Origin of the sequence: Rhodococcus sp. PBTS 1, assembly GCF_001620025.1 — a bacterium.
GTDB lineage: Bacteria > Actinomycetota > Actinomycetes > Mycobacteriales > Mycobacteriaceae > Rhodococcoides > Rhodococcoides kroppenstedtii.
Map to the genome: position 1 here is coordinate 1,606,051 of NZ_CP015219.1, position 21,542 is coordinate 1,627,592.

The 21,542-nt window shown below is 70.7% G+C and carries 19 protein-coding genes and 1 pseudogene; 11 read left to right on the forward strand and 9 right to left on the reverse strand.

Annotated features, from left to right (window positions below):
• Positions 1-65 precede the first annotated feature (65 nt).
• Positions 66-479: a hypothetical protein gene (locus tag A3Q40_RS07295; RefSeq protein ID WP_157889526.1), complete on the forward strand. Its 414-nt coding sequence runs from the start codon at positions 66-68 to the stop codon at positions 477-479.
• A 107-nt stretch (positions 480-586) separates the two neighbouring features.
• Positions 587-1,063 carry a transcriptional regulator NrdR gene (nrdR, locus tag A3Q40_RS07300; protein ID WP_068100827.1) on the forward strand — a complete coding sequence of 159 codons (477 nt, stop codon included), beginning with the start codon at positions 587-589 and terminating at the stop codon, positions 1,061-1,063.
• Positions 1,064-1,070: 7 nt separating this feature from the next.
• On the opposite strand, the gene hrpA is transcribed toward nrdR, so the two are convergent.
• Positions 1,071-4,997, reverse strand: a complete 3,927-nt coding sequence (gene hrpA / locus A3Q40_RS07305) for an ATP-dependent RNA helicase HrpA (RefSeq protein WP_068100829.1) — start codon at positions 4,995-4,997, stop codon at positions 1,071-1,073.
• Here hrpA and A3Q40_RS07310 point away from each other — a divergent pair.
• A complete protein-coding gene (locus A3Q40_RS07310) occupies positions 4,996-6,285 on the forward strand; it encodes an aminotransferase family protein (RefSeq protein ID WP_068100831.1) in 1,290 nt (429 codons plus the stop codon). The two genes, hrpA and A3Q40_RS07310, sit on opposite strands and share 2 nt — an antisense overlap.
• Before the next feature lie 89 nt (positions 6,286-6,374).
• Entirely contained in the window at positions 6,375-6,947 is a 573-nt protein-coding gene (locus A3Q40_RS07315; RefSeq protein WP_068100833.1) for a dihydrofolate reductase family protein, read from the forward strand.
• Here A3Q40_RS07315 and A3Q40_RS19750 read toward each other — a convergent pair.
• Positions 6,916-7,155 (reverse strand): hypothetical protein, encoded by a 240-nt coding sequence (locus tag A3Q40_RS19750; RefSeq protein WP_082833808.1) that lies wholly within the window; start codon positions 7,153-7,155, stop codon positions 6,916-6,918. The genes A3Q40_RS07315 and A3Q40_RS19750 overlap by 32 nt on opposite strands.
• A 33-nt stretch (positions 7,156-7,188) precedes the next feature.
• On the opposite strand from A3Q40_RS19750, the gene A3Q40_RS07320 reads away from it, so the two are divergent.
• The gene (locus tag A3Q40_RS07320) at positions 7,189-7,881 is read left to right on the forward strand and encodes a hypothetical protein (protein WP_068100834.1); all 693 of its coding nucleotides are present in this window, start codon (positions 7,189-7,191) and stop codon (positions 7,879-7,881) included.
• Here A3Q40_RS07320 and A3Q40_RS07325 read toward each other — a convergent pair.
• The 4 genes from A3Q40_RS07325 to A3Q40_RS07340 form a co-directional block, all read right to left on the reverse strand.
• Positions 7,878-8,582, reverse strand: coding sequence for a PhzF family phenazine biosynthesis protein (locus tag A3Q40_RS07325; RefSeq protein WP_068100836.1), 705 nt, complete (start codon positions 8,580-8,582; stop codon positions 7,878-7,880). The two genes, A3Q40_RS07320 and A3Q40_RS07325, sit on opposite strands and share 4 nt — an antisense overlap.
• A 31-nt stretch (positions 8,583-8,613) precedes the next feature.
• Positions 8,614-11,112 carry a DEAD/DEAH box helicase gene (locus A3Q40_RS07330; RefSeq protein ID WP_068105556.1) on the reverse strand — a complete coding sequence of 833 codons (2,499 nt, stop codon included), beginning with the start codon at positions 11,110-11,112 and terminating at the stop codon, positions 8,614-8,616.
• Between the two features lie 9 nt (positions 11,113-11,121).
• Positions 11,122-12,159, reverse strand: a complete 1,038-nt coding sequence (locus A3Q40_RS07335; RefSeq protein ID WP_068100838.1) for an alpha/beta fold hydrolase — start codon at positions 12,157-12,159, stop codon at positions 11,122-11,124.
• Positions 12,160-12,262: 103 nt separating this feature from the next.
• Positions 12,263-13,213 carry a proteasome assembly chaperone family protein gene (locus tag A3Q40_RS07340; protein WP_068100840.1) on the reverse strand — a complete coding sequence of 317 codons (951 nt, stop codon included), beginning with the start codon at positions 13,211-13,213 and terminating at the stop codon, positions 12,263-12,265.
• Positions 13,214-13,487: 274 nt separating this feature from the next.
• Here A3Q40_RS07340 and A3Q40_RS07345 point away from each other — a divergent pair, with 274 nt between their 5' ends.
• From A3Q40_RS07345 to A3Q40_RS07360, 4 genes are all read left to right on the forward strand, one after another.
• Positions 13,488-14,573 (forward strand): S-(hydroxymethyl)mycothiol dehydrogenase, encoded by a 1,086-nt coding sequence (locus A3Q40_RS07345; RefSeq protein WP_068100842.1) that lies wholly within the window; start codon positions 13,488-13,490, stop codon positions 14,571-14,573.
• Positions 14,570-15,202, forward strand: a complete 633-nt coding sequence (locus A3Q40_RS07350) for an MBL fold metallo-hydrolase (protein ID WP_068100844.1) — start codon at positions 14,570-14,572, stop codon at positions 15,200-15,202. The genes A3Q40_RS07345 and A3Q40_RS07350 overlap by 4 nt, the downstream gene beginning before the upstream one ends.
• Positions 15,203-15,331: 129 nt before the next feature.
• Positions 15,332-16,102 (forward strand): sensor domain-containing protein, encoded by a 771-nt coding sequence (locus A3Q40_RS07355; RefSeq protein WP_235606502.1) that lies wholly within the window; start codon positions 15,332-15,334, stop codon positions 16,100-16,102.
• A gap of 10 nt (positions 16,103-16,112) precedes the next feature.
• Positions 16,113-16,871, forward strand: coding sequence for a trimeric intracellular cation channel family protein (locus A3Q40_RS07360; protein WP_068100847.1), 759 nt, complete (start codon positions 16,113-16,115; stop codon positions 16,869-16,871).
• Here the strand turns inward: A3Q40_RS07360 and dtd are convergent.
• Positions 16,855-17,274 (reverse strand): annotated as a pseudogene (gene dtd, locus A3Q40_RS19755) (D-aminoacyl-tRNA deacylase); the annotation flags it as partial. The gene A3Q40_RS07360 and the pseudogene dtd overlap by 17 nt on opposite strands.
• 145 nt (positions 17,275-17,419) lie before the next feature.
• Between dtd and A3Q40_RS07365 the strand changes: the two are divergent.
• Positions 17,420-18,487 (forward strand): DUF4192 domain-containing protein, encoded by a 1,068-nt coding sequence (locus tag A3Q40_RS07365; RefSeq protein ID WP_068100849.1) that lies wholly within the window; start codon positions 17,420-17,422, stop codon positions 18,485-18,487.
• 2 nt (positions 18,488-18,489) lie between these two features.
• On the opposite strand, the gene galE is transcribed toward A3Q40_RS07365, so the two are convergent.
• Positions 18,490-19,476, reverse strand: a complete 987-nt coding sequence (gene galE, locus A3Q40_RS07370) for a UDP-glucose 4-epimerase GalE (protein WP_068100850.1) — start codon at positions 19,474-19,476, stop codon at positions 18,490-18,492.
• A gap of 31 nt (positions 19,477-19,507) precedes the next feature.
• Positions 19,508-20,194 (reverse strand): metal-dependent transcriptional regulator, encoded by a 687-nt coding sequence (locus tag A3Q40_RS07375; RefSeq protein WP_068105572.1) that lies wholly within the window; start codon positions 20,192-20,194, stop codon positions 19,508-19,510.
• A gap of 93 nt (positions 20,195-20,287) precedes the next feature.
• Here A3Q40_RS07375 and A3Q40_RS07380 point away from each other — a divergent pair, with 93 nt between their 5' ends.
• On the forward strand, positions 20,288-21,529 hold the full coding sequence (locus A3Q40_RS07380; protein ID WP_068100852.1) for an acetoin utilization protein AcuC: 1,242 nt from the start codon (positions 20,288-20,290) through the stop codon (positions 21,527-21,529).
• Positions 21,530-21,542 lie beyond the last annotated feature (13 nt).

A 21,542-nucleotide genomic window follows, 5' to 3' on the forward strand; every position in this document is an offset into this window, starting at 1 on the left:
GGCCGAACGCCGGTGGGTGTTCTGCTCGCCGGGGGACCACCGCCTACCCACGAGGAGTGGTTGTCGTGATCAGTACCGAACTGCAGACCGTTCGCGGCGCTCGAGTCGGAGCGACCTCTCGCCCGTCCGTCGATCGCTGGACCTGCGACGACGAGTCCTACTGGGGTTCCGTGGCCACGGCCGAGCGCGCCGCGGCCCCCGCGCCGCGTCGGTCTGCTCCCGTACGCCGTCGTGCCGTCTCGCGCGACGTGCGTCGCCCGCACGCCGGCGCGGTCGAGTACGTCGGCCACTCGGTCGGGGTGTCGCGTGCACCGCACGTGTCTCGGCCGGTCCGGGGTCTCGCGTCGGTCGCCGCTGTGGTTCTGGTCACAGCGGCAACGGCCCTCGGGCTCGTCGGAGTGGCCAACCTGCGGGCCGCCGACGTTCCGCCGCAGCCGACCGTCGTGGAGCAACTCGACCTCGGCGTGTCCCCGCGCTGATCGATCGTGGCACGGCCCTCGGTAGGCTGGTGCGCGGCGTCGGCGACGACGTCGCACCGTCCGTACGGAACGGAATCGTCCCGTGAGCACCGAGGGGTCACCGCCACATGCACTGCCCGTTCTGCCGTCACCCCGACTCGCGCGTGGTCGATTCTCGTGAGGCGGACGAGGGGCAGGCGATCCGCCGTCGGCGGTCGTGTCCCGAGTGCGGTCGCCGGTTCACCACCGTCGAGACGGCGGTGCTGTCCGTGGTCAAGCGGAGCGGCGTCAGCGAACCCTTCAGTCGTGACAAGGTGATCAAGGGTGTGCGTCGCGCGTGCCAGGGCCGCGACGTCGACAACGATGCTCTCGTCCTCCTCGCGCAGCAGGTCGAGGACACCGTCCGCGCCTCTGGCTCCGCGGAGATCCCCAGCAACGAGGTCGGACTCGCCATCCTCGGTCCGCTGCGCGACCTGGACGAGGTGGCCTACCTGCGTTTCGCGTCGGTCTACCGCTCGTTCAGCAGCGCCGAGGACTTCGAACGCGAGATCGACGAACTTCGCCGGCATCAGCGGGGCGAGGACACGGTGTCGAGCACGGCCTGAGCCGACGTCAGCGCCGCGCCGTGCGCACGGCGTCGATTGCTTTCAGGACCCGTTTCTCGGACACCGGGTAGGCAGTGCCGAGGGCCTGCGCGAACAGGTTGACCCGCAGTTCCTCGATCATCCACGCGATCTCCCGCACGTCGTCACCGGATCGGCGGGCCGACGGCAGGCTTTGGAGAAGTGCGTCGTACGCGGCGTAGACACGATCGAGGGCGTCCATACCCGCAGCGTCTCGGGTCGCGCTCGACGGCAACGCGTCCAGCCGACGCCGCGCAGCCTCGAGGTAGCGCGGCAGATGGGGCAGGTGCGCCGTGCCCGTCTCGAAGACGAAGCCAGGGAAGATCAGGGCGTCCAGTTGCGCCCGCACGTCCTCGGCAGGGTCGCCGCTCGATTCCTCGAGTGCCAGTCGGACCGCTGTGGCCGCCGCGAGGACGGGTTCGACCAGCCGCAGGACCGCGGCCGTCCGTGACGCGAGGTCACGGCGGACGGCCGACTCGAGGGCGGCGAACGCGTCCGGCGAGGACACGGGACCGCCGTGCGCGGACATCAGATCGTCGACGGCCAACGCGCGACAGTCGTCGAGCAGGGCCTCGATGCTGCCGTGCGGGTTCTGGCCGAGGTGCAGCCGCGCCGCCGGTGAGCGACCGGCCAGGAGGGACTTTGTCGAGACCGGGATCGCGTCGAGCAGCAGCCGCCGCGTCCCCTCCCGCATGGCCGCACGCTGTTCGGCCGCCGACCCGAGCACGCGGACGGCCACACCACCGCTCTCGGCCACCAGCGCCGGGTAGCCGGTGACGGCGCGGCCCTGCACGGTGCGGGTCACCGTCGGCTCGAGAGTGCCGATCGTCTCGGACGTCCACCGGCGGACGGGGCCCTTTTCGGTGTCCTTGGCCGCCGCCGACACGGCGGTGGCCGCGGCGCGTCCCAGCCTGGCCTTCAACGCCGACAACGACGGTCCGCGACCCAGCTCGGTGGTGCCGTCGACGATCCGGAACGTCATGCGCAGGTGCCGGGGCAGCGCGTCGGGGGAGAAGTCCTCGGCCGCGATCGGGACACCACCCATGCGGGTGAGCTCGCGCGAGAGCGCCGTCGTGAGCGGTTCGGTGCGAGGTCGCATGGCGGCGACGGCGGCCGCGGCGTGATCGGGCGCGGGAACCACGGTGCGGCGCAGGTCCTTCGGCAGCGTCTTGATCAGTGCGGTGACGAGATCGAGGCGCATGCCGGGGACCAGCCAGTCGAAGCCGACGTCGGCGACCTGCGGCAACTGGTCGACCGGGATGTGGACGGTCACGCCGTCGTCGTCTCGGCCCGGCTCGAACTGATAGGTCAACGGGAACTGCCGCTCGCCCTGGCGCCACGCGTCGGGGAAGTCGCCGCCGGTGACCGCGGCGGCAGCCGGAGTGACGACGGTCGCGCGGTCGAAGTCGAGCAGGTCCGGCGTCGCGCGGGACGCCTTCTTCCACCACCGATCGAAGTGACGCGCCGAGACCACGTCGGCGGGCACGCGCTCGTCGTAGAACGCGTACAGGGCGTCGTCGTCGACCACGATGTCGCGGCGTCGGGCACGCGACTCCAATTCCTCGGCGTCGCTACGTAATTGCTGGTTATGGTGGAAGAAGCGGTGGTGCGTGCGCCACTCGCCCTGGACCAGGGCGTGACGCAGGAACAGGTCGCGAGAGACCTCCGCGTCGATCGACCCGTAGGACACCGGCCGCTTGGCCACCAGCGGTACGCCGTAGAGCGTCACCCGCTCGTAGGCGACGGCGGCTTCGCGTTTGGTTGACCAGTGCGGTTCGGAGTACTGCCGCTTGAGCAGGTGGGGGGCGAGTTTCTCCGCCCACTCGGGCTCGATGCGCGCGGCCATGCGCGCCCAGAGCCGGCTGGTCTCCACCAGCTCGGCCGCCATCACCCACCGCGGTGGCTTCTTCGACAGCGACGAGCCGGGGAAGATCGCGAAGGTCGAGCCGCGTGCCCCGAGGAAGTCGCGCTTGTCGCCCTCCCGTAATCCGATGTGCGACAACAGGCCCGACAGCAGCGCCTGATGGATCGTGGCGTCCGACGCCGGGGTGTGCGCGTCGTGATCGGGCACGGTCCACCCCATGCCGCGGGCGATCTGCCGGAGCTGGCCGTGCAGGTCCTGCCACTCGCGAATGCGCAGGTAGTGCAGGAACTCGGTGCGACACAGCCGCCGGAACTGGTTGGAGGACAACGCCCGTCGCTGCTCGCCGAGGTAGGTCCAGAGTTCCCGGAGGGCGAGGAAGTCCGACCCCTCGACCGCGAAGCGCCGGTGCATCTCGTCGGCCGCCTGCTGGTGCTCGGCAGGACGCTCGCGCACGTCCTGGATGGACAGCGCCGCCACGATGACCAGCATTTCCGGCAGGCACCCGGAGCGGTGGGCTTCCACCAGCATGCGCGCCATCCGCGGATCGACCGGGAGGCCGGCGAGTTCACGTCCGAGGGCGGTGAGGCGGGGCCCGTCGTGCTCCCCGGAGTGCGGGGTGGTGTCCAGGGCGCCGAGTTCGGTGAGCAGTCCGAGTCCGTCGCGGACGCTGCGTGGATCGGGCGGTTCGACGAACGGGAATTTCTCCACCGCCCCGAGGCCGAGCGAGGCCATCTGCAGGATGACCGACGCCAGGTTGGTGCGCAGGATCTCCGGATCGGTGAAGTCCGGACGCGCGTCGAAGTCTTCTTCCGAGTACAGCCGGATGCAGATGCCGTCGGCGACGCGGCCGCAGCGTCCTGCGCGCTGGCGGGCCGAGGCCTTCGAGATCGGCTCGATGGGGAGCCGCTGCACTTTGGTGCGCAGCGAATAACGGGAGATGCGCGCGGTGCCGGGGTCGACGACGTAGCGGATGCCGGGGACGGTCAGTGACGTCTCGGCGACGTTGGTGGCCAGGACGATGCGTCGACCGGAGTGTCGCTCGAACACGCGATGCTGCTCGGCGGCCGACAATCGGGCGTAGAGGGGAAGAACCTCCACGCCCCGCAGGCGACGGTCCTTCAACGCGTCGGCAGTGTCGCGGATCTCCCGCTCACCGGAGAGGAAGACGAGGATGTCGCCCTCGGGCTCGCGGAGCAGCTCGTCGACGGCGTCGCACGTGGCGTCGACCGGATCGCGATCGACGGTCTCGTCGTCGCGGTCCACGGTGAGGGGGCGGTAGCGCATCTCGACGGGGAAGGTGCGCCCGGAGACCTCGACGATGGGCGCGTCTTCGCCGTCGACGGCGAAGTGACGGGCAAACCGCTCCGGATCGATGGTCGCCGACGTCACGATCACCTTGAGCTCGGGGCGCTGCGGAAGCAGGCGAGCCAGGTAGCCCAGGAGGAAGTCGATGTTCAGGCTGCGTTCGTGCGCCTCGTCGATGATGATGGTGTCGTATCGACGCAGCATGCGGTCGCGCTGGATCTCCGCGAGCAGGATGCCGTCCGTCATGAGCTTGATCAGCGTGTCGTCGCTCGAGCGATCCGTGAACCGGACCGTGTAGCCGACGGCCTCGCCGATCTCCTGGCCCAGTTCCTCCGCGATCCGCTCGGCGACCGTCCGGGCGGCGAGCCGACGCGGCTGCGTGTGGCCGATGGTGCCGAGCACGCCGCGGCCCAGCTCCAGGCAGATCTTGGGAATCTGCGTGGTCTTGCCGGAGCCGGTCTCGCCGGCGACGATCACCACCTGGGTCTCGGCGATGGCGGCGGCGATGTCCTCGCGCCGGGCCGTGACCGGGAGGAACTCCGGGTACTCGAGCGCCGGGACGGCCGCACGCCGATTCCGCACCCGCACCTCGGCGCGATCGATGTCGGCGGAGATCTTCGCGAGGTCCTCGGGACGCCGACTGCGTCCGAGACGCCGGCCGAGTCGGTGGGCGTCGGTGTGAGTGAGTCCGGCGAGGCGCGCGGTGAGGTCACTGCGCGTGGGGGAGGTGGAGGCAGGTGTCGACATGGCTGAGTCCAGCGTATCGGGCCGGTCTACGCTGACCGACGTGACCGATCACAGCTCAGCGTTCTGGCACGGCTTCTCCGACATGCACGCGGTCGAATCGGGCGGGCGCTACGTCGTCGCTCGGGGCGAGGGCGCGCGGATCTGGGACACGGACGGACGCGAGTACCTCGACGGCACCGCCGGACTGTGGTTCACCAACGTCGGCCACGGCCGGACCGAGATCGCGGACGCCGTCGCGCGTCAGCTGAGCACCCTCGCGCACTACTCCACCTTCGGGGACGTCACTCCCGACGTGACGCTCGACCTCGCGGATCGTCTGGCCGAGATCGCGCCGGTGCCGGGGAGCAAGATCTTCTTCACCTCGGGCGGATCGGACTCGATCGACACCGCGGCCAAGCTGGCGCGCCGGTACTGGCACCAGGTCGGCCGACCGGGCAAGTCGGTGGTGGTCGGTCGACAGAAGGCGTATCACGGCATGCACGTCGCCGGCACCGCGCTGTCCGGACTTCCGCTCAACCGGGAGAACTACGGCGAGCTCATGACCGACGCCCGCACCGTGGCGTGGGACGACGCCAAGGAACTGCTGGCGCTCATCGAGAAAGAGGGCGCCGACACCATCGCGGCGTTCTTCGCGGAGCCGATCATCGGCGCCGGTGGCGTCTACCTCCCGCCCGCGGGCTACCTCCACGAGGTGCGGCAGATCTGCCGCGACCACGACATCCTGTTCGTCGCCGACGAGGTGGTGACCGGCTTCGGACGCATCGGCGATGCCTGGTTCGCCTCGTCGAAGTTCGAGCTCGAGCCCGATCTGGTGACCACCGCCAAGGGTCTGACCTCGGGCTACGTGCCCATGGGCGCGGTGTTCGTGGCGCCCTGGATCGCGGCGCCGTTCTACGAGGGCGGCTCGTGGTGGCGGCACGGCTACACGTACGGCGGACACGCGGGCGCGGCGGCCGCGGCCCTCGCCAACCTCGACATCATCGTCCGCGAAGATCTCCTGTCGCATGCGTCGCGGCTGGAGGCGTCGCTGCATCGGCATCTCGCGCCGCTCGCCGAGCACGACCTGGTCGGTGAAGTGCGTAGCGGCATGGGCGCCGTCGCCGCCGTGCAGTTCGCGGACCCGACGTACGCCATGCCGTTCGTGAAGACCCTCCGCCGCGAGGGTGTCTCGGCGCGGGCGGCGGGGAACGGTGCGATTCAGTTCTCGCCGGCGTTCGTCATGACCGACGAGCAGGTGGAGGAGATGGCGGCGGCCACCGCGCGGGCACTGGACGCCACGGTCGGCTGAGCGTGTCCGGAGCGGGCGAAAAGTCGTCGCGCCGCCGTCGGTCGATCTCGTAGCGTGGCGGGCCCACCCCGGTCGAGAGAGGTTCGCCAGTGCGAGAACTGATCTACTACGTCGCCACGAGTCTCGACGGGTTCATCGCCGCCCCCGACGGCACGTGGGGCGCGTTCGCCGACGAGGGCGACCACATGGCGGTGCTCTTCGACGAGTACGCGGACATGCTGCCCGGTCACGTCCGCGCGGCGCTCGGCATCAACGCCGACCCCACGCTCGTCGACACCGTGATCATGGGGTGGAACACGTACACCCCGGCGCTCGACGCGGGCATCGACAGCCCGTATCCGCACCTGCGGCAGATCGTCGCGTCCCGTTCGCGGGTGTCGACCTCGCCCGACGTCGCGGTGACGGCCGACCCCGTGGCGACTGTGCGGGATCTCCGCCGCGAGGGCGAAGGTGGCATCTACCTCGCGGGTGGGGGAGCGCTCGCCGGCACGCTGATCGACGAGATCGATCGCCTGATCCTGAAGCTGAACCCGGTGGTGCTGGGGGAGGGAATGCCGCTGTTCGGCGGCGCGCCCTACGCCGATCGGCGGTTCCGGCCGACCCGCACGCGCACGTTCGACTCGGGGGTCGTCATCGCCGAGTACGTCCGCGCCGACGTGTGACAGGGTCGTCCGGCGCCGCGGCGGTGGCCACCGCCAGTCGCTGGTGGAGCCGCTCGCGGATCTCGTCGGGCTCGTAGTCCCGACGCCGTCGCTCCGACCGTGCGACGACGACGCCCGTGGCGGCGACACCGACGGCGCCCGCGAGACCGGCGAACTTCAGCCAGGTCCGTGGTGAACCGAACCGGGACGATCCGCGAGACGAGGGCATGGTCGCACCCTAGTGGCCACTAGGCTTCCCTGCGTGAACGCCTCGGGACCGTCGTCGGTGGATCTGGATACGGCCGTGGACCTGACCCGAACGGGCGACCTGTGGATCTTCCGTGGCCGCTCGGCTGCGGACCGCGCGATCCAGACCCTCACCAACAGTCCGGTGAACCACGTGGGCATGGCCGTCGTCCTCGACGATCTGCCGCCGCTGATGTGGCACGCGGAATTGGGACAGTCCCTGCCGGACATGTGGACCGGGAAGCACCAACGCGGCGTGCAACTGCACGATCTGCGGGCTGCCGTGGAGCAGTGGGGGCGTCGCTACGACCAGCGGGCGTGGTTCCGCCAGCTGCAGACACCGGTCACGCGGGCGCAGGAGGACGCGCTCATGCGGACGATCGCGCGCCTGGACGGCACGGCGTTCCCCACGACGGCGAAGCTCGCCGGGCGGTGGTTCGCCGGTCGCCTCCCGGCCGTGGGCCGCGGGGACGACCGCGGCCTCGAGACGATGTACTGCGCGGAGGTGGTGGCCATGACCTACGAGGCCATGGGTCTGCTCACCGCGCGAGAATCGCCGACGCCGCTGAAACCCTTCGACAAGCTGGGCCTGAAACCGCCTCGGCGGCGGGCGAACTGGTACGACCCCGGCCGCTTCTGGAGCGGGGATCACCTGCCGTTGGCCGAGGGCGTGACCCTGGGCCGCGAGATCGCGGTGAGGCTCGACTAGACCGGCTGTGATTCCTCGTCGGGCACCGACCGTGTGTTCTCGGCTGCCACCCGACCGCCGAGGTCGATCCACCCGTCGTCGCCGAGGGTGGTGATCAGCTGCGATCCGCGGCCCTGCTCGATGTGCAGGCTCCGGCGGAGGTGGGCGGTGATGCGCAACGCGGCCGCGCCCGTCGCCTCGTCCTCCGCGATACCCATGTCGGGAGCGAACATTCGAGATCGGATGCGCCCGGCCGCTTCGTCGACCCAGGCCCAGACGTAGTGTTGGCCGTCCGTGTAGCGGGTGGGATCGACGGCCAGAACGGCGTCGACGGTCGAGAACTGCTCGATCTCGAACTCCGGCGCCCAGTCGGCACGCGCACGGACCGACACCTGGTCACCGTCGACGCGGACCGCGACCGAACCGGCGGGCACGACGAGGGCGGTGACGGGCGTTCCGCGCCGGGCGAGCCAGGCCGCCGTCCCCACCGTCGGGTGTCCCGCGAAGGGCAGTTCCGCGGCGGGGGTGTGGATGCGGACGGCCGTCGACTCGGTCGGTGCACTCGGCACGTCCACGAACACCGTCTCGCTGTAGTTCAGGCGACGAGCCAACTCCTGACGTGCCGACGGCGCCACGGCGGCGGCGTCGACGATGCCCAGCGGATTACCGTGTCGGCCCTCGGGATCGGTGAAGACTCGGACCACGTGGACGTCGATCGCCATGGTGCGATGCTAGGTCCGGGCCACGCGTGACTCAACCGGCCCGCACGACCATGTCCTCGAACACGACCTCGCCGGTCGCGTCCGATTCGGGCACGTCGACGCGGGCGATCAGGGCCCAGCCGTGGTCGCCCTCGGGGTCGTCGATCACCTGGCGCGCCGTCGTGCCGTCGGCGTCGGTGACCAGTGAGAACAATTGCGGCCCACGGGCGTTCGGGCCCGTCCCGATCTCGCCGTACTCGGCGAAGTACTCCGCGAGATCGTCGGCCCACTCGACGTCGTCTCCGAGTTCGTCCAGCTCGGCCCACCGGCGGCGCGCCGCGAGATCGATGCGCTTGAACAGGGCGTTGCGGACCATCACCCGGAACGCACGCACGTTCGCCGAGATCGGCTTGGGAGTGTCTGCGCCGTACGGCACCACCGGTGCGTCGCCGTCCGTCGGCTGCGGGTCGGTGAGGTTCTCCCACTCGTCGAGCAGGCTGGAATCGACCTGGCGGACCGTCTCGCCGAGCCACTCGGTGATGTCGTGCACCTCGTCGGACCGGACCTCCGGCGGCACGGTCTGACGTAGCGCGCGGTACGCGTCGGCGAGGTAACGCAGGACGGAACCCTCGGAGCGGGAGAGGCCGTATCGGGAGATCACGTCGGAGAACGTCATGGCGCGCTCGACCATCTCGCGCACCACGGATTTCGGCGACAGCGCGAATTCCGACAACCACGGATGACCCGCACGGTAGACCTCGAACGCCGGCCGCAGCACGTCGTCGAGCGGCTTGGGCCAGGTGATCTCCTCGAGGAGCTCCATCCGCTCCTCGTACTCGAGGCCGTCCGCCTTCATCTGGGCAACGGCCTCACCGCGCGCCGCGTGCTGCTGCGCCCAGAGAATTTGGCGCGGATCGTCGAGCGTCGCCTCGATGACGGAGACGACGTCGAGGGCATAGGTGGGCTGTTCGCGGTCCAGCAGTTCGAACGCGGCCAGCGCGAACGTCGACAGCGGTTGGTTCAGCGCGAAGTCGCGCTGAAGGTCCACGGTGAGGCGGGCCCGCCGACCCTCGTCGTCCGGCTCGTCGAGTTGCTCGACGATGCCGGCGTCCCGCAGCCCGCGGTAGAGCCGCACCGCCTGGAGAATGTGTCGGCGCTGCGCTGCGCGCGTCTCGTGGTTGTCCTCGAGGAGATGCCGCATGGCGTCGAAACAGCTTCCGGGCCGAGCGATCACGTTCAGCAGCATCGAGTTGTTCACCCGGAACCGTGACACGAGCGGCTCGGGACTCGCGGCGACCAAACGCTCGAAACTCGGCTTGCCCCAGGAGACGAACCCCTCGGGAGCCTTCTTGCGCTGAATCCGCTTGAGCTTCTTCGGGTCGTCGCCCGCCTTCGCCACCAGGCGCGCGTTCTCGATGTCGTGCTCGGGCGCCTGCACCATCACCGTGCCGAGCGTGTCGTACCCGGCCCGACCGGCGCGACCGGCGATCTGGTGGAACTCGCGCGCCCGTAGCTGACGGGTCCGAACGCCGTCGTACTTGGTCAGACCGGTGAGCAGCACCGTGCGAATCGGCACGTTGATGCCGACACCGAGGGTGTCCGTTCCGCAGATCACGGCGAGCAGACCGTCCTGCGCGAGTTTCTCGACCAGCCGCCGGTATCGGGGGAGCATGCCGGCGTGGTGCACGCCGATGCCGTGACGCACCAAGCGGGACAGCGTCTTTCCGAATCCCGTGGTGAATCGGAACCCACCGATCGCCTCGGCGATCGCGGCCTTGGTCTCCTTGGTCGAGACCTGGATCGACGTCAGTGCCTGGGCGCGCTCGAGCGCCGCCGCCTGCGTGAAGTGGACGACGTAGACGGGCGCGAGGTGCGTCGACACCAGTTCCTCGATGGTCTCGACGATCGGGGTGAGGCGGTACGAGAACACCAGGGGGACAGGCCGTTCGGATCCCTCGACGACGGAGGTCGGCCGACCGGTCCGTCGGGTGAGATCGTCGCGGAAGAAGGACACGTCGCCGAGCGTGGCCGACATGAGCAGAAACTGGGCGTGGGGGAGTTCGAGCAGCGGGACCTGCCACGCCCATCCGCGGTCGGGCTCGGAGTAGTAGTGGAACTCGTCCATGATCACCTGGCCGATGGAGGAGTCGGCTCCCTCGCGCAGCGCCATGTTGGCCACGATCTCGGCGGTGGCGCACACGATCGGGGCGGAGGCGTTCACGGCCGCGTCGCCGGTGATCATGCCGACGTTCTCCGCGCCGAAGATCTCGCACAGGGCGAAGAATTTCTCGCTGACCAAGGCCTTGATGGGCGCGGTGTAGAACGATCGGACGCCCGCCGCCAACGCGGCGACGTGCGCGGCCACGGCCACCATGGACTTCCCGGATCCGGTCGGGGTGGCGAGCACGACGTTGTTGCCCGAGACCAGTTCGATCACGGCCTCGTCCTGCAGCGGGTAGAGCTCGAGTCCGCGATCGGCGACCCAGGTGGTGAAGGCGTCGTACACCTCGTCTGCCGACGCGGAGCGGGGCACCATCTCGGTCAACAGCATCACTACAGGCTACGTAGCGGACCTCTCGTCCGAACCCATGGCACCCAGCACGGCCTGGCGGGTGGCCGGGCTGCCCGTGATCGTCGCCTCGCCGACTCCCTCGACGAGCAGTCTGCGCCACCGGGTCTCGTCGAAAACGAGGGGTGTCGTCGTGGCGACGAAGTCCTCCAGGACGCGGAGGAACCGCATCGGATCGTCCCGGTGCGGGAAGTGGCCCGCGCCGCGGAAGACGTCGAGGCGCGAGCCGGGCATCGCCGCGTGCGCGAGCGTGGCGTGGTCGACCGGGATGACCGTGTCGTGCTCGCCCCACACCAGCTGCACCGGCAGGTTCTCCGTGAGGTAGCACCGGTCGAGCATCGTGACGGCCTGGCCGCGCCAGTCGACCACGGCGCGCAGGGTCTTCCGATAGGCGTCGTACGCCGTGGAATCCAGCAGATTGGTGACCACACGCAGCAGGTCGGGCGTGTCGTGGAGCGCGGGGCCGGGGTGCAACGGTGTGCCGTCGAGGCGCTGGATCGCGGACCCGACCACCCGCAGGGTCTGCATCGCGCCGGGCAGCCGCAGCAGCTTGAAGACTTCGTTGACCACGGGGACCGACATGAGCCGCAGGGCGGGGTGGACGTCCTTGGTGACGCCGCCGGCCGACACCAGGACCAACCGTTGCACCATCTGCGGGTACTGGTAGGCGAACTGCATGGCCACCCCACCACCCAGCGAGTGGCCCACCACGGTCACGGCGTCGATGCCCAGGGTGACCAGCAGATCGCGGAGGCCGTTGGCGTACGCGGCGACGGAGTAGTCCGCCCGCGGCTTGTCCGACAGTCCGTGACCGAGCAGGTCGGGCGCGATCACGGTGTGCGACGCCGCGAGGTGGGGGATGAGCTCGAGCCAGGTCTCGGAGCTGTCGCCGATGCCGTGGACGAGCAGCAGCGCCGGACCCTCGCCGGCCATCCGGAAGGCGCGGCGGTAGCCGTGCACCGTGCGGTGATGGAGGGTCGGCCGGGTGTCCGGCACGGGCCGCAGGGCGCGAGTGCGTGAGGCCGTCATGAGTCGTCGCTCCTCACAGATGGACCGGGCGACGCGTGCGCGTCGACCGGTCCAGTGTGGTCGGGGTGTGTGACGGTCACGCTACGTGGATGTGACGGCTCCGTCAGGCCCGGTCGTCGGGGTCGGTGCTGTCCTCGTCGAGCCCGGTCTGCTCGGCCAGGAACCGCTCGAACTCGGCACCGAGTTCGTCGCCGCTGGGCAGTTCCTCGTCCGAGGCCAGCAGCGTGGACTTCTGTTCCTGGGCGGTGACGAAGGTGTCGTACTGACGCTCGAGCGCCGCGACCACCGACCCGACCTCCGGGTTGCCCTCGACGTGCTCGTCCACCTGCTCCCGCACGCGGGCCGCAGCCGTGGTCAGCGCGGCGAGGGGCAGTTCCAGGTCGGCGGCGTCGGCCACCAGTTCCAGCAACTTCTCCGCGGCGCTGGGGTAGGCGGTCTGCGCGAGGTAGTGCGGGACGTGCACCGAGAAGCCCATGGACTCGTGTCCGTGCTGTGCCATCCGGTACTCGAGCAACGACGACGCGCTGCCCGGCACCTGCAGTTCGCCCGACCACTTGTGGTGATCGCCGACCAACTCGGAGTCGGAGGAGTGCGCCGTGACGCCGAGAGGGCGGGTGTGCGGGACGGCCATGGGTATGGAGTTGAGGCCGATCGTCCGCCGCACGCCCAGCTGCTCGGCCAGCAGCCGCACGGCGGTGGTGAACTTCTCCCACTTCAGATCCGGCTCGAGTCCGGACAGGAGAAGGAACGGCGTGCCGACCCCGTCCTGGACGGCGTAGAGATTGAGCACGGGCTCCTCGTAGTCGGAGAAGTGGTCCGCCTTGAACGTCATCATGGGCCGCCGGGAGCGGTAGTCCAGCAACTCGTCGATGTCGAACGCCGCCACGAGTTCCGTCTCGAGCGTCTCGCGCAGATGTGCCGTCGCCAGCTTCACGGCGTGTCCCGCATCGGAGTAGCCCTCGAGACCGTGCACGAGGACCGGGCCGAGGCCGTCCTCCGAGAGCACGCGCGGCGCCGGAAACTCGAGCTCGTACATTCCGGATTTCTCGTCCATGCCGTGTCCTCCCTCGTCGCGCCGATGCCGCCTGAGCGGCTTCTGGTCGATTACCCAGTTTCCCACAGCGCGACGCGCTCACTTGCCGTCGTTCGTCGACGGTCCAACATCGCGTCGCGGCCCGGCATTCCCCGTGTACGCCGCGAGGATGCCTCGGACCCCGCCATGCCCGTATTCGCATGGATGCACCGATAGGGTCGACAACGCGCGCCGCGGTCCGTCGCGGGCGCACCGACCTCGGGACCGACGGACACACGACCGACAGGAGACTCACATGCCACAGCACGTCCGCGGCGTCGTCGCACGGAGCAAGGGCGCCCCGGTGACCACCGAGACCGTCGTCGTCCCCGACCCCGGGCCCAACGACGTGGTGGTGGCGATCCAGGCGTGCGGCGTGTGCCACACCGATCTCCACTACCGCGAGGGCGGCATCAACGACGAGTTCCCGTTCCTGCTCGGTCACGAGGCCGCCGGTGTGGTCGAGACCGTCGGGGACGACGTCACCCACGTCGCGCCCGGGGACTTCGTGGTGCTCAACTGGCGCGCCGTGTGCGGCCAGTGTCGGGCCTGCAAGCGCGGTGAACCGTGGTACTGCTTCGACACCCACAACGCCTCGAAGAAGATGACTCTGGAGGACGGCACCGAACTCACCCCGGCGCTCGGCATCGGAGCGTTCGCGGACAAGACGCTCGTCCACGAGGGTCAGTGCACGAAGGTCGATCCCGACGCCGACCCGGCCGTGGTCGGATTGCTCGGCTGCGGCGTGATGGCCGGTCTCGGCGCCGCGATGAACACCGGCAACGTCGGTCGCGGTGACTCCGTCGCGGTCATCGGATGCGGCGGCGTCGGCGACGCCGCGATCGCCGGCGCCCGCCTCGCCGGAGCGGGCACCATCATCGCGGTCGACCGGGACAAGGGAAAGCTGGACTGGGCCACCGAGCTCGGCGCCACCCACACCGTCGACGCGTCGTCGGTCGACGCCGTCGAGGCCGTCCAGGAGCTGACCGGCGGCCACGGCGCGGACGTCGTGATCGACGCCGTCGGTCGCCCCGAGACGTGGAAGCAGGCGTTCTACGCACGCGATCTGGCCGGCACCGTGGTGCTCGTCGGCGTGCCGACTCCGGACATGACCGTGGAGATGCCGCTCATCGACTTCTTCTCCCGCGGCGGGTCGCTCAAGTCCTCCTGGTACGGCGACTGCCTGCCCGAGCGCGACTTCCCGATGCTGGTCGACCTCTACCGCCAGGGTCGACTGCCCTTGGAGAAGTTCGTCACCGAGCGCATCGGTCTGGGAGACGTCGAGGCCGCCTTCGACGCCGCCGCGGCAGGGCGCGTCCTGCGATCGGTGGTGGTCCTGTGAGCGGCGACCTGCGCGTCGATCGCGTCGTCACGTCCGGAACCTTCGCTCTCGACGGCGGGGAATGGGACGTCGACAACAACATCTGGCTCGTGGGGGACGACTCGGAAGTGGTGATCGTCGACGCCGCGCACAATGCCGACCCCATCGTCGACGCCGTCGCCGGCCGAACCGTCGTCGCGGTGATCTGCACCCACGGTCACAACGACCACGTGACCGTCGCCCCGGAACTGGCGCGGCGTCTGGACGCGCCGATCCTGCTCCACCCGGCCGACGACGTGCTGTGGGAGCAGACCCACCCGGGCGTCGGCCACCGGGACCTCGCCGACGGCGACTCGATCGCCGTGGCGGGCACGACCGTGCAGGTGCTGCACACCCCGGGCCACTCGCCGGGGTCCTCGTGCCTGTACCTCCCCGAGGCCGGGGAACTCTTCAGCGGCGACACTCTGTTCTCCGGTGGCCCGGGAGCCACCGGCCGCTCCTACTCCGACTTCCCGACGATCATCGGGAGCATCCGTGAGCGGCTGTTCGCGCTGCCGCCGGAGACGACGGTGCGCACCGGGCACGGCGACGGCACCACCATCGGGACGGAGTCGCCGCACCTCGAGGAGTGGATCGCCCGCGGCTCCTGACCGGGGCCGGCGAGCCGCATAACGAACCGAACACCCCGCGGTGTGGGCGGGGTCGGCCGAGTGGTGCTCTGTGCGATGCTCGCCGGACCACCGGGCTGCGGCCGCACCCGGGCGAGGCGAGATGAGGACATGATGCTGCTGCGCAGGACCCGACTCGGAATCGCAGGATGCCTGGGAGCCGGTGCCGTTCTGCTCACCACGGCCTGCGGTGGCAGCACCGTCGAGGGCGTGCCCGAGGCCGCCGGGACCACCGCGCCGACGACGACGAGTTCGACGACGTCGGTGCCGTCCACCACGCTGAGCGACAGCGCGACCCCGACGTCGCCCGCGGCCGCGTCGGCGCTCGCGGCCCTCACCCTCGATCCGTCGGTGTTCCCCGCCGCCTACCAGGCGGTGGTGTTGCCCCCGCAGGCGGTGGCGCAGGCCGCTCAGGACCTCGACGGCGTCGCCTCCGGCGCGTCGGTGGACCCGGCCGGGTGCAAGCCCGACCGGCCGACGCCCGATCCGGACGCGACGTCGCTGGTGGTCGGCACCGACCCGGTGAACCGCGCGACGGTGTCGGTGGAACTCGCCCGGGTGGACGACACGCTCGACTCCCTGCGCTCGCGGACCGAGGAATGCGGCACCGTCCGCACGACGGCCGGCGGCGTCACCGCCGAGGTGGTCAGCGAGCTGGTGCCGCCGCCGCCCCTCGGTGCGGACGACACGCTGGCCGTTCGCCGCACCGTCTCCTCCGGCGGCGAGGCGGACGAGATCACCCAGTCGATGCTGTCGCTCGTCGGGCAGGTCGACGACGTCCGCGTCACCGCCACGTACATGTCGTTCGGTGAGGGGGAGCCCGACACCGCGACCCTGGACCTGGTGTTCCGCGAGGCGGTGCAGAAGGTCAAGAACGGCTGATCGAGCGCCGATGTTCGACTCCGTGACGGGGACGGCGGATCTGTTCCGGGTCCTCGACCTCACCGGCGTGGTGGCCAACGCGCTCCTCGGCGGGGCAGTGGCCCGTGCGATGCGCTTCGACCTCGTCGGATTCTCGGTCCTCGCCGTCGTCTCCGGACTCGGCGGCGGCATCATCAGAGACACGCTGCTGCAGGCCGGCCCGCCGGTCGCGCTCACCGACTACCGGTACCTGACCGCCGCGTTGCTCGGAGCGCTGGTCGCCTTCGCCGTGCGGTTCGAAGGACGCGGCTGGGACCGCATCTTCCCGTACGTCGATGCCCTCGCGCTCGGCTGCTGGGCGGCGGCCGGGGCTCAGAAGACCCTGGGCGTGGGGTTGGGGTGGCTGCCCGCGATCGGGCTCGGCGCCGTGACCGCCGTGGGCGGGGGAGCGGTCCGTGACATCGCCGTCGGCCGCGTCCCCGCCATCTTCGGCGGCAACACTCTCTACGCCACCTGCGCGCTGGCCGGCAGTGCGACCCTGGTGGTGGTCCAGTCCCTGATCGGCACCGACGCGGGCCTGGTGGCGGGCACGGTGGTGGGGGCCTCGCTGTGCGTGGTCGCACGGTGGCGCGGCTGGATGCTCCCCGAAGGAGTGTCCTGGTCCAGGCTGCCGAAGCCGACGCTGCCGCTCACCGCGCGGCGTCGGCGGGTGTCGACCCGCCGCCGGGCGCGCTCGACGACGGTCCGGCGGTGGTGGATCCGAATCCGGGGCTCTCGACGATCACGGTGACCGGTCCGTCGTTCACCGACTCCACCGCCATGTGAGCGCCGAACACGCCGGTCGCGACGGTGATTTCCCGGGCGCGCAGGGTGTCCACCACGGCGCGGACCAGCGGCTCGGCGACGGGACCGGGCGCCGCCCCGTTCCAGGAGGGGCGTCGGCCCTTCCGCGTGTCGCCGTAGAGGGTGAACTGCGAGACCACGAGCACACCCGCGTCGGGAACCTCGGACACGGACCGCTCGTCCGGGAGGATCCGCAGCTCGGCGATCTTGCGGGAGACGTGCTCGACGTCGGTCGGCCCGTCGGACGGCGCGACTCCCAGCAGCACGAGAACGCCCGGACCGATCTCTCCGACCACGCGGTCGTCGACCCGCACCCTCGCGGACGAGACCCGTTGCAGCACTGCACGCATGGTGACGATGGTTGCACGTCGCACGGTGTCCCCTCGGACCGGTGTTCTCCCCGGGGCCCCGGCCATCCACAGGTCGGTTCGGGGCGACCCGTCGGCCCAGGTCACGCGGCGAGGGCGGTCGGCGGCGCGGCGCAGAGTGCGGCGTGTGACCAGACATCCGTACGCCGCCCACCGCCGTGACGACCACCCGCTCGACCCACCGCTGCGCGCCACCGTGGCCACGGTGGGCGACCTCCTCGCCGCCGTGCCCGCCCTGCTGGGCTTCGTGCCCGAGCACTCCATCGTCCTGATCTGCCTCTCGCGGGGGTCGACGACGACGGTGCGCATGACCGTGCGGCAGGACCTGCCGGACCCACCCGCGACGGGGGAGGTGTTCCACGCCATCGAGCGCTGCGCGCAGGTCTGCGACCGCGAGGCCTACGACGCGATCGTCGCGGTGCTCGTCGTCGGTGACCGCGCCCCGGCGCAGTTCGACTCGCTCGCGGACGACCTGCACGAGGTGTTCGACGCCCTCGACATCGAGGTCCTCGGCGTCCACGTGGTGCCGACGATCACGGCCGACGCCCCCTGGTCGAGCCTCGGCGGTGACGACCGCCACGGATCGTTGCCGGATCCGCGCACGTCGGCGGTCGCGGCGTCGACCGTCGTGAGCGGCCGCCCGATCCGGTCCTCCCGATCCGATCTGCTGACCGTTCTCGCCCCGGCGTCCGTCGACGACTGCGCGCGCTTCGAGCGGCACTGCGCCGAGGTCGCCGAGATCCTCGCGCCGCTGACGCCCGGAGAGCTACTGGCCGAGGTGGTCGACGACGTCGAGCTCCTCGATCTGTCCGGTGAGCTCGACTCCGTGTCGGCGGCGCGGGCGATGGCGGGTCTCGCGGTGCTGTCCATCCGAGACGCGCTGCTCGGACTCGCCGGCACTCGCCTGGACGCGACCGCGGGTGCGCTGTGGGTGGAACTGACCCGCCGGACGTCCGGCCCGCAGCGAGCGGCACCCGCCACGATGGTGGCCGTGTGGTTCTACCTGCGCGGAGACGGGCCGATGGCCGGGACGGCGCTCGAGGTCGCGCTGGCGGCCGACCCCGGGTACCGGCTGGCCGTACTACTCGACGCCGCCCTGCAGAACGGTCTCGGCCCGGCCGTCGTGACCGACCTCGTGGAGTCCGCCCGAGGCGTTGCGGCGAGCCTCGGGATCGCGCTACCGACGGACGAGTGAGGTCAGCGTCGGCGCGCCGAGTGCGCGCGGTCGCCCAGGGAGAGCAGGAACTCCCACGCGTCGGCGACGATCGTGTCGAGGTCGGTGAGCTCGGGCGACCAGCCCAGCTCGTCGATCGCCTTCGCGCTCGAAGCGACGAGCACCGCCGGATCGCCGGGTCGACGCGGCGAGTCCACCACCGCGATGTCCCGACCGGTGACCCGGCGGCAGGACTCGATCACCTCGCGGACCGAGAAGCCGGCGCCGCTGCCCAGGTTGAAGATCCGGTGCTGTCCGGAAATGCTCCGGTCGATCGCGCGCAGGTGCGCATCCGCGAGATCCCGCACGTGGATGTAGTCGCGGACCGCGGTGCCGTCGGGCGTGGGCCAGTCGGTGCCGAAGACCGAGATCGACGCACGGTGGCCGGCCGCGACCTGCAGCACCAGCGGGATGAGGTGGGTTTCCACCACGCGGTTCTCGCCGAGCCCGCCATGAGCGCCCGCGACGTTGAAGTAGCGCAGGCTGGTCGCCCCGAAGCCGTGAGCTGCGGTGTATCCAGTGATGGCGTGATCGATGGCCAGCTTGCTCGCGCCGTAGGGGTTGGTGGGGCGGGTGGGGAAGTCCTCGGTGATCGGGGTGCGCTCGGGCTCGCCGTAGGTCGCGGCGGTGGAGGAGAAGACCAGACGGGGAATGCCGTGCGCGACGACGGCGTCGAGCAGCGCCAACGCGGTACCGACGTTGCCGCGCCAGTACTTCTCCGGCTGCTCCACCGATTCGCCGACCAGCGACTGGGCGGCGAAATGCAGCACGCCGTCCACGCCGGCGCCCGCCAGGACGTCGTCGATGCAGTCGGCCACCGGGCCCTCGACGAACGTCGTGCCCTTGGGCACGCCGTCGCGATTGCCGGTGGTGAGGTCGTCGATCACGACCACCTCGTGACCGGAGTCCACCAGCACTCTCGCGCACACGGAACCGACATAACCGGCGCCGCCGGTCACCACGTACTTCACGGGACTCCTCGGATGATCTCGACCCGGACGGTCAGATGGTCTTGACCTGGACGGCGTGGGCCATCTCGACGGACAGGTCCACGTCGTCGTGCCCCGGCACCGTGATGGTCACCGCGCCCGGCTTCGGGCACACCGTCACGCGTGCGTCCGGCACGACACCGGCGTCCCGCAGCCGCGCGATCGTGTCCGGGTCCGACTGCACGTACTCGGCCAGACGCCGCACCACGACCGCCGTCGGCGTGCCGGCCGGCAGGTCGGACAGCCGCACCAGATCCTCGACCGGGGTGCTGGGCCGCGACGAGCCGAGCTGGTCGAGGCCGGGGATGGGATTGCCGTACGGAGAGGTGGTGGGGTTGTCGAGCACCTCGACCAGGCGCCGTTCGACTTCCTCGCTCATCACGTGCTCCCACCGGCAGGCCTCGGCGTGCACGTCCTCCCACCGCAGACCGATCACGTCGACCAGCAGCCGCTCGGCCAGCCGGTGCTTGCGCATGACCGCGACCGCGAGTTCGCGGCCCTTCTCGGTGAGCTGCAGATGGCGGTCACCGGCGACGAGCAGCAGACCGTCCCGCTCCATGCGGGCGACGGTCTGGCTCACCGTGGGGCCGGACTGCTCGAGGCGCTCGGCGATCCGCGCCCGCAGCGGGACCACGCCTTCCTCTTCCAAGTCGTAGATGGTCCGGAGATACATCTCCGTGGTGTCCACCAAATCCTTCACAATCACACCCTTCGTCTTCTGTAATTCTACCGGTAGGGAATCGACGTCGTGGGTCGGCCGCGTCGGACAGATCGGACACGTAGGTTGAACGTCATGACCGTGCCGTCGACCACACCCGCGCTCGTCTGGAGTGCGGATTACCTCAAGTACCGGTGGAGCGACGACCACCCGATGAACCCCACTCGGCTGGCCCTCACGATGGACCTCGCGACCACGCTGGGTCTGCTCGACGACGCGGACACGGTACCGCCCCTCGCGGCCAGCGACGAGGATCTGCTGCGGGTGCACACGTCGTCCTACGTCCGCGCGGTCAAGCGCGCACCCGTCGACCTGCCGTTGGGCTCCCGCGCCACCGAACCCGTGCACGGGCTCGGGTCGGAGGACAACCCGGTGTTCGCGGACATGCACGAGGCGAGTGCCGTCGTCGCCGGCGGCACGCTCACCGCGGCGCGGGCCATCGCGTCGGGCACCTCGCGTCGGGCCGTCAGCATCGGGGGCGGCATGCATCACGCCATGGCCGACTGGGCATCGGGCTTCTGCGTCTACAACGACGCGGCCATCGCCATCTCGTGGCTGCTCGACAACGGGTACGACCGCATCGCGTACGTCGACGTCGACGCCCACCACGGGGACGGCGTCCAGGCCGCGTTCCTCGACGACCCTCGCGTGATGACGGTCTCGGTGCACCAGCATCCCGCGACGCTCTGGCCGAACACCGGTTGGTCCACCGAGGCGGGGTCGGGCCTCGCCGAGGGCACGGTGGTCAACGTGCCGGTGCTGCCCGGAACGGGTGACCGTCTGTGGCTGCGGGCCTTCCATGCCGTGGTCCCCGGGGCGGTGGCGGCGTTCCGACCCCAGATCCTGGTGAGTCAGTGCGGCGTGGACTCGCACCGGGAGGATCCCCTCGCCGATCTCGGCCTGACCGTCGACGGCCAGCGGGCGGCGTTCCTCGCCATGCGCGATCTGGCCGACCGGGTCTGCGAGGGCCGATGGCTCGCCGTGGGTGGCGGCGGGTACGGGCTCGTCCGCGTGGTGCCGCGGGCCTGGACGCACCTCATCGCCGCGGTGCTCGACCGCGACGTCGACCCGTCGACCGCACTGCCCGACGAGTGGCGCGAGCGCGTGCGCGGCGCCGCCCCCAGCATCGATCTGCCGTCCACCATGAGCGACGACGGCGACGTCGACTACGCACCCTGGGACGGCCCCGGCGGATCGCCCGCCTCCGGCGTCGCGACGGTGGACCGCGCGGTCGAGCGCGTCGACACCGCGATCATCGCGACGCGTCGGGCGGTCTACCCCGCCCTCGGACTCGACCCGGAGGATCCTCGTGACTGACGAGACCGCGGAC

What these genes read in the sequence shown, in the direction of transcription:
- nrdR (WP_068100827.1), top strand. Translation starts at nt 587, where the DNA reads ATGCACTGCCCGTTCTGCCGTCACCCCGACTCGCGCGTGGTCGATTCT.
- A3Q40_RS07310 (WP_068100831.1), top strand. Translation starts at nt 4,996, where the DNA reads ATGGCTGAGTCCAGCGTATCGGGCCGGTCTACGCTGACCGACGTGACC.
- hrpA (WP_068100829.1), bottom strand. Translation starts at nt 4,997, where the DNA reads ATGTCGACACCTGCCTCCACCTCCCCCACGCGCAGTGACCTCACCGCG.
- A3Q40_RS19750 (WP_082833808.1), bottom strand. Translation starts at nt 7,155, where the DNA reads ATGCCCTCGTCTCGCGGATCGTCCCGGTTCGGTTCACCACGGACCTGG.
- A3Q40_RS07325 (WP_068100836.1), bottom strand. Translation starts at nt 8,582, where the DNA reads ATGGCGATCGACGTCCACGTGGTCCGAGTCTTCACCGATCCCGAGGGC.
- A3Q40_RS07330 (WP_068105556.1), bottom strand. Translation starts at nt 11,112, where the DNA reads ATGCTGTTGACCGAGATGGTGCCCCGCTCCGCGTCGGCAGACGAGGTG.
- A3Q40_RS07335 (WP_068100838.1), bottom strand. Translation starts at nt 12,159, where the DNA reads ATGACGGCCTCACGCACTCGCGCCCTGCGGCCCGTGCCGGACACCCGG.
- A3Q40_RS07340 (WP_068100840.1), bottom strand. Translation starts at nt 13,213, where the DNA reads ATGGACGAGAAATCCGGAATGTACGAGCTCGAGTTTCCGGCGCCGCGC.
- A3Q40_RS07345 (WP_068100842.1), top strand. Translation starts at nt 13,488, where the DNA reads ATGCCACAGCACGTCCGCGGCGTCGTCGCACGGAGCAAGGGCGCCCCG.
- A3Q40_RS07355 (WP_235606502.1), top strand. Translation starts at nt 15,332, where the DNA reads ATGATGCTGCTGCGCAGGACCCGACTCGGAATCGCAGGATGCCTGGGA.
- A3Q40_RS07360 (WP_068100847.1), top strand. Translation starts at nt 16,113, where the DNA reads ATGTTCGACTCCGTGACGGGGACGGCGGATCTGTTCCGGGTCCTCGAC.
- A3Q40_RS07380 (WP_068100852.1), top strand. Translation starts at nt 20,288, where the DNA reads ATGACCGTGCCGTCGACCACACCCGCGCTCGTCTGGAGTGCGGATTAC.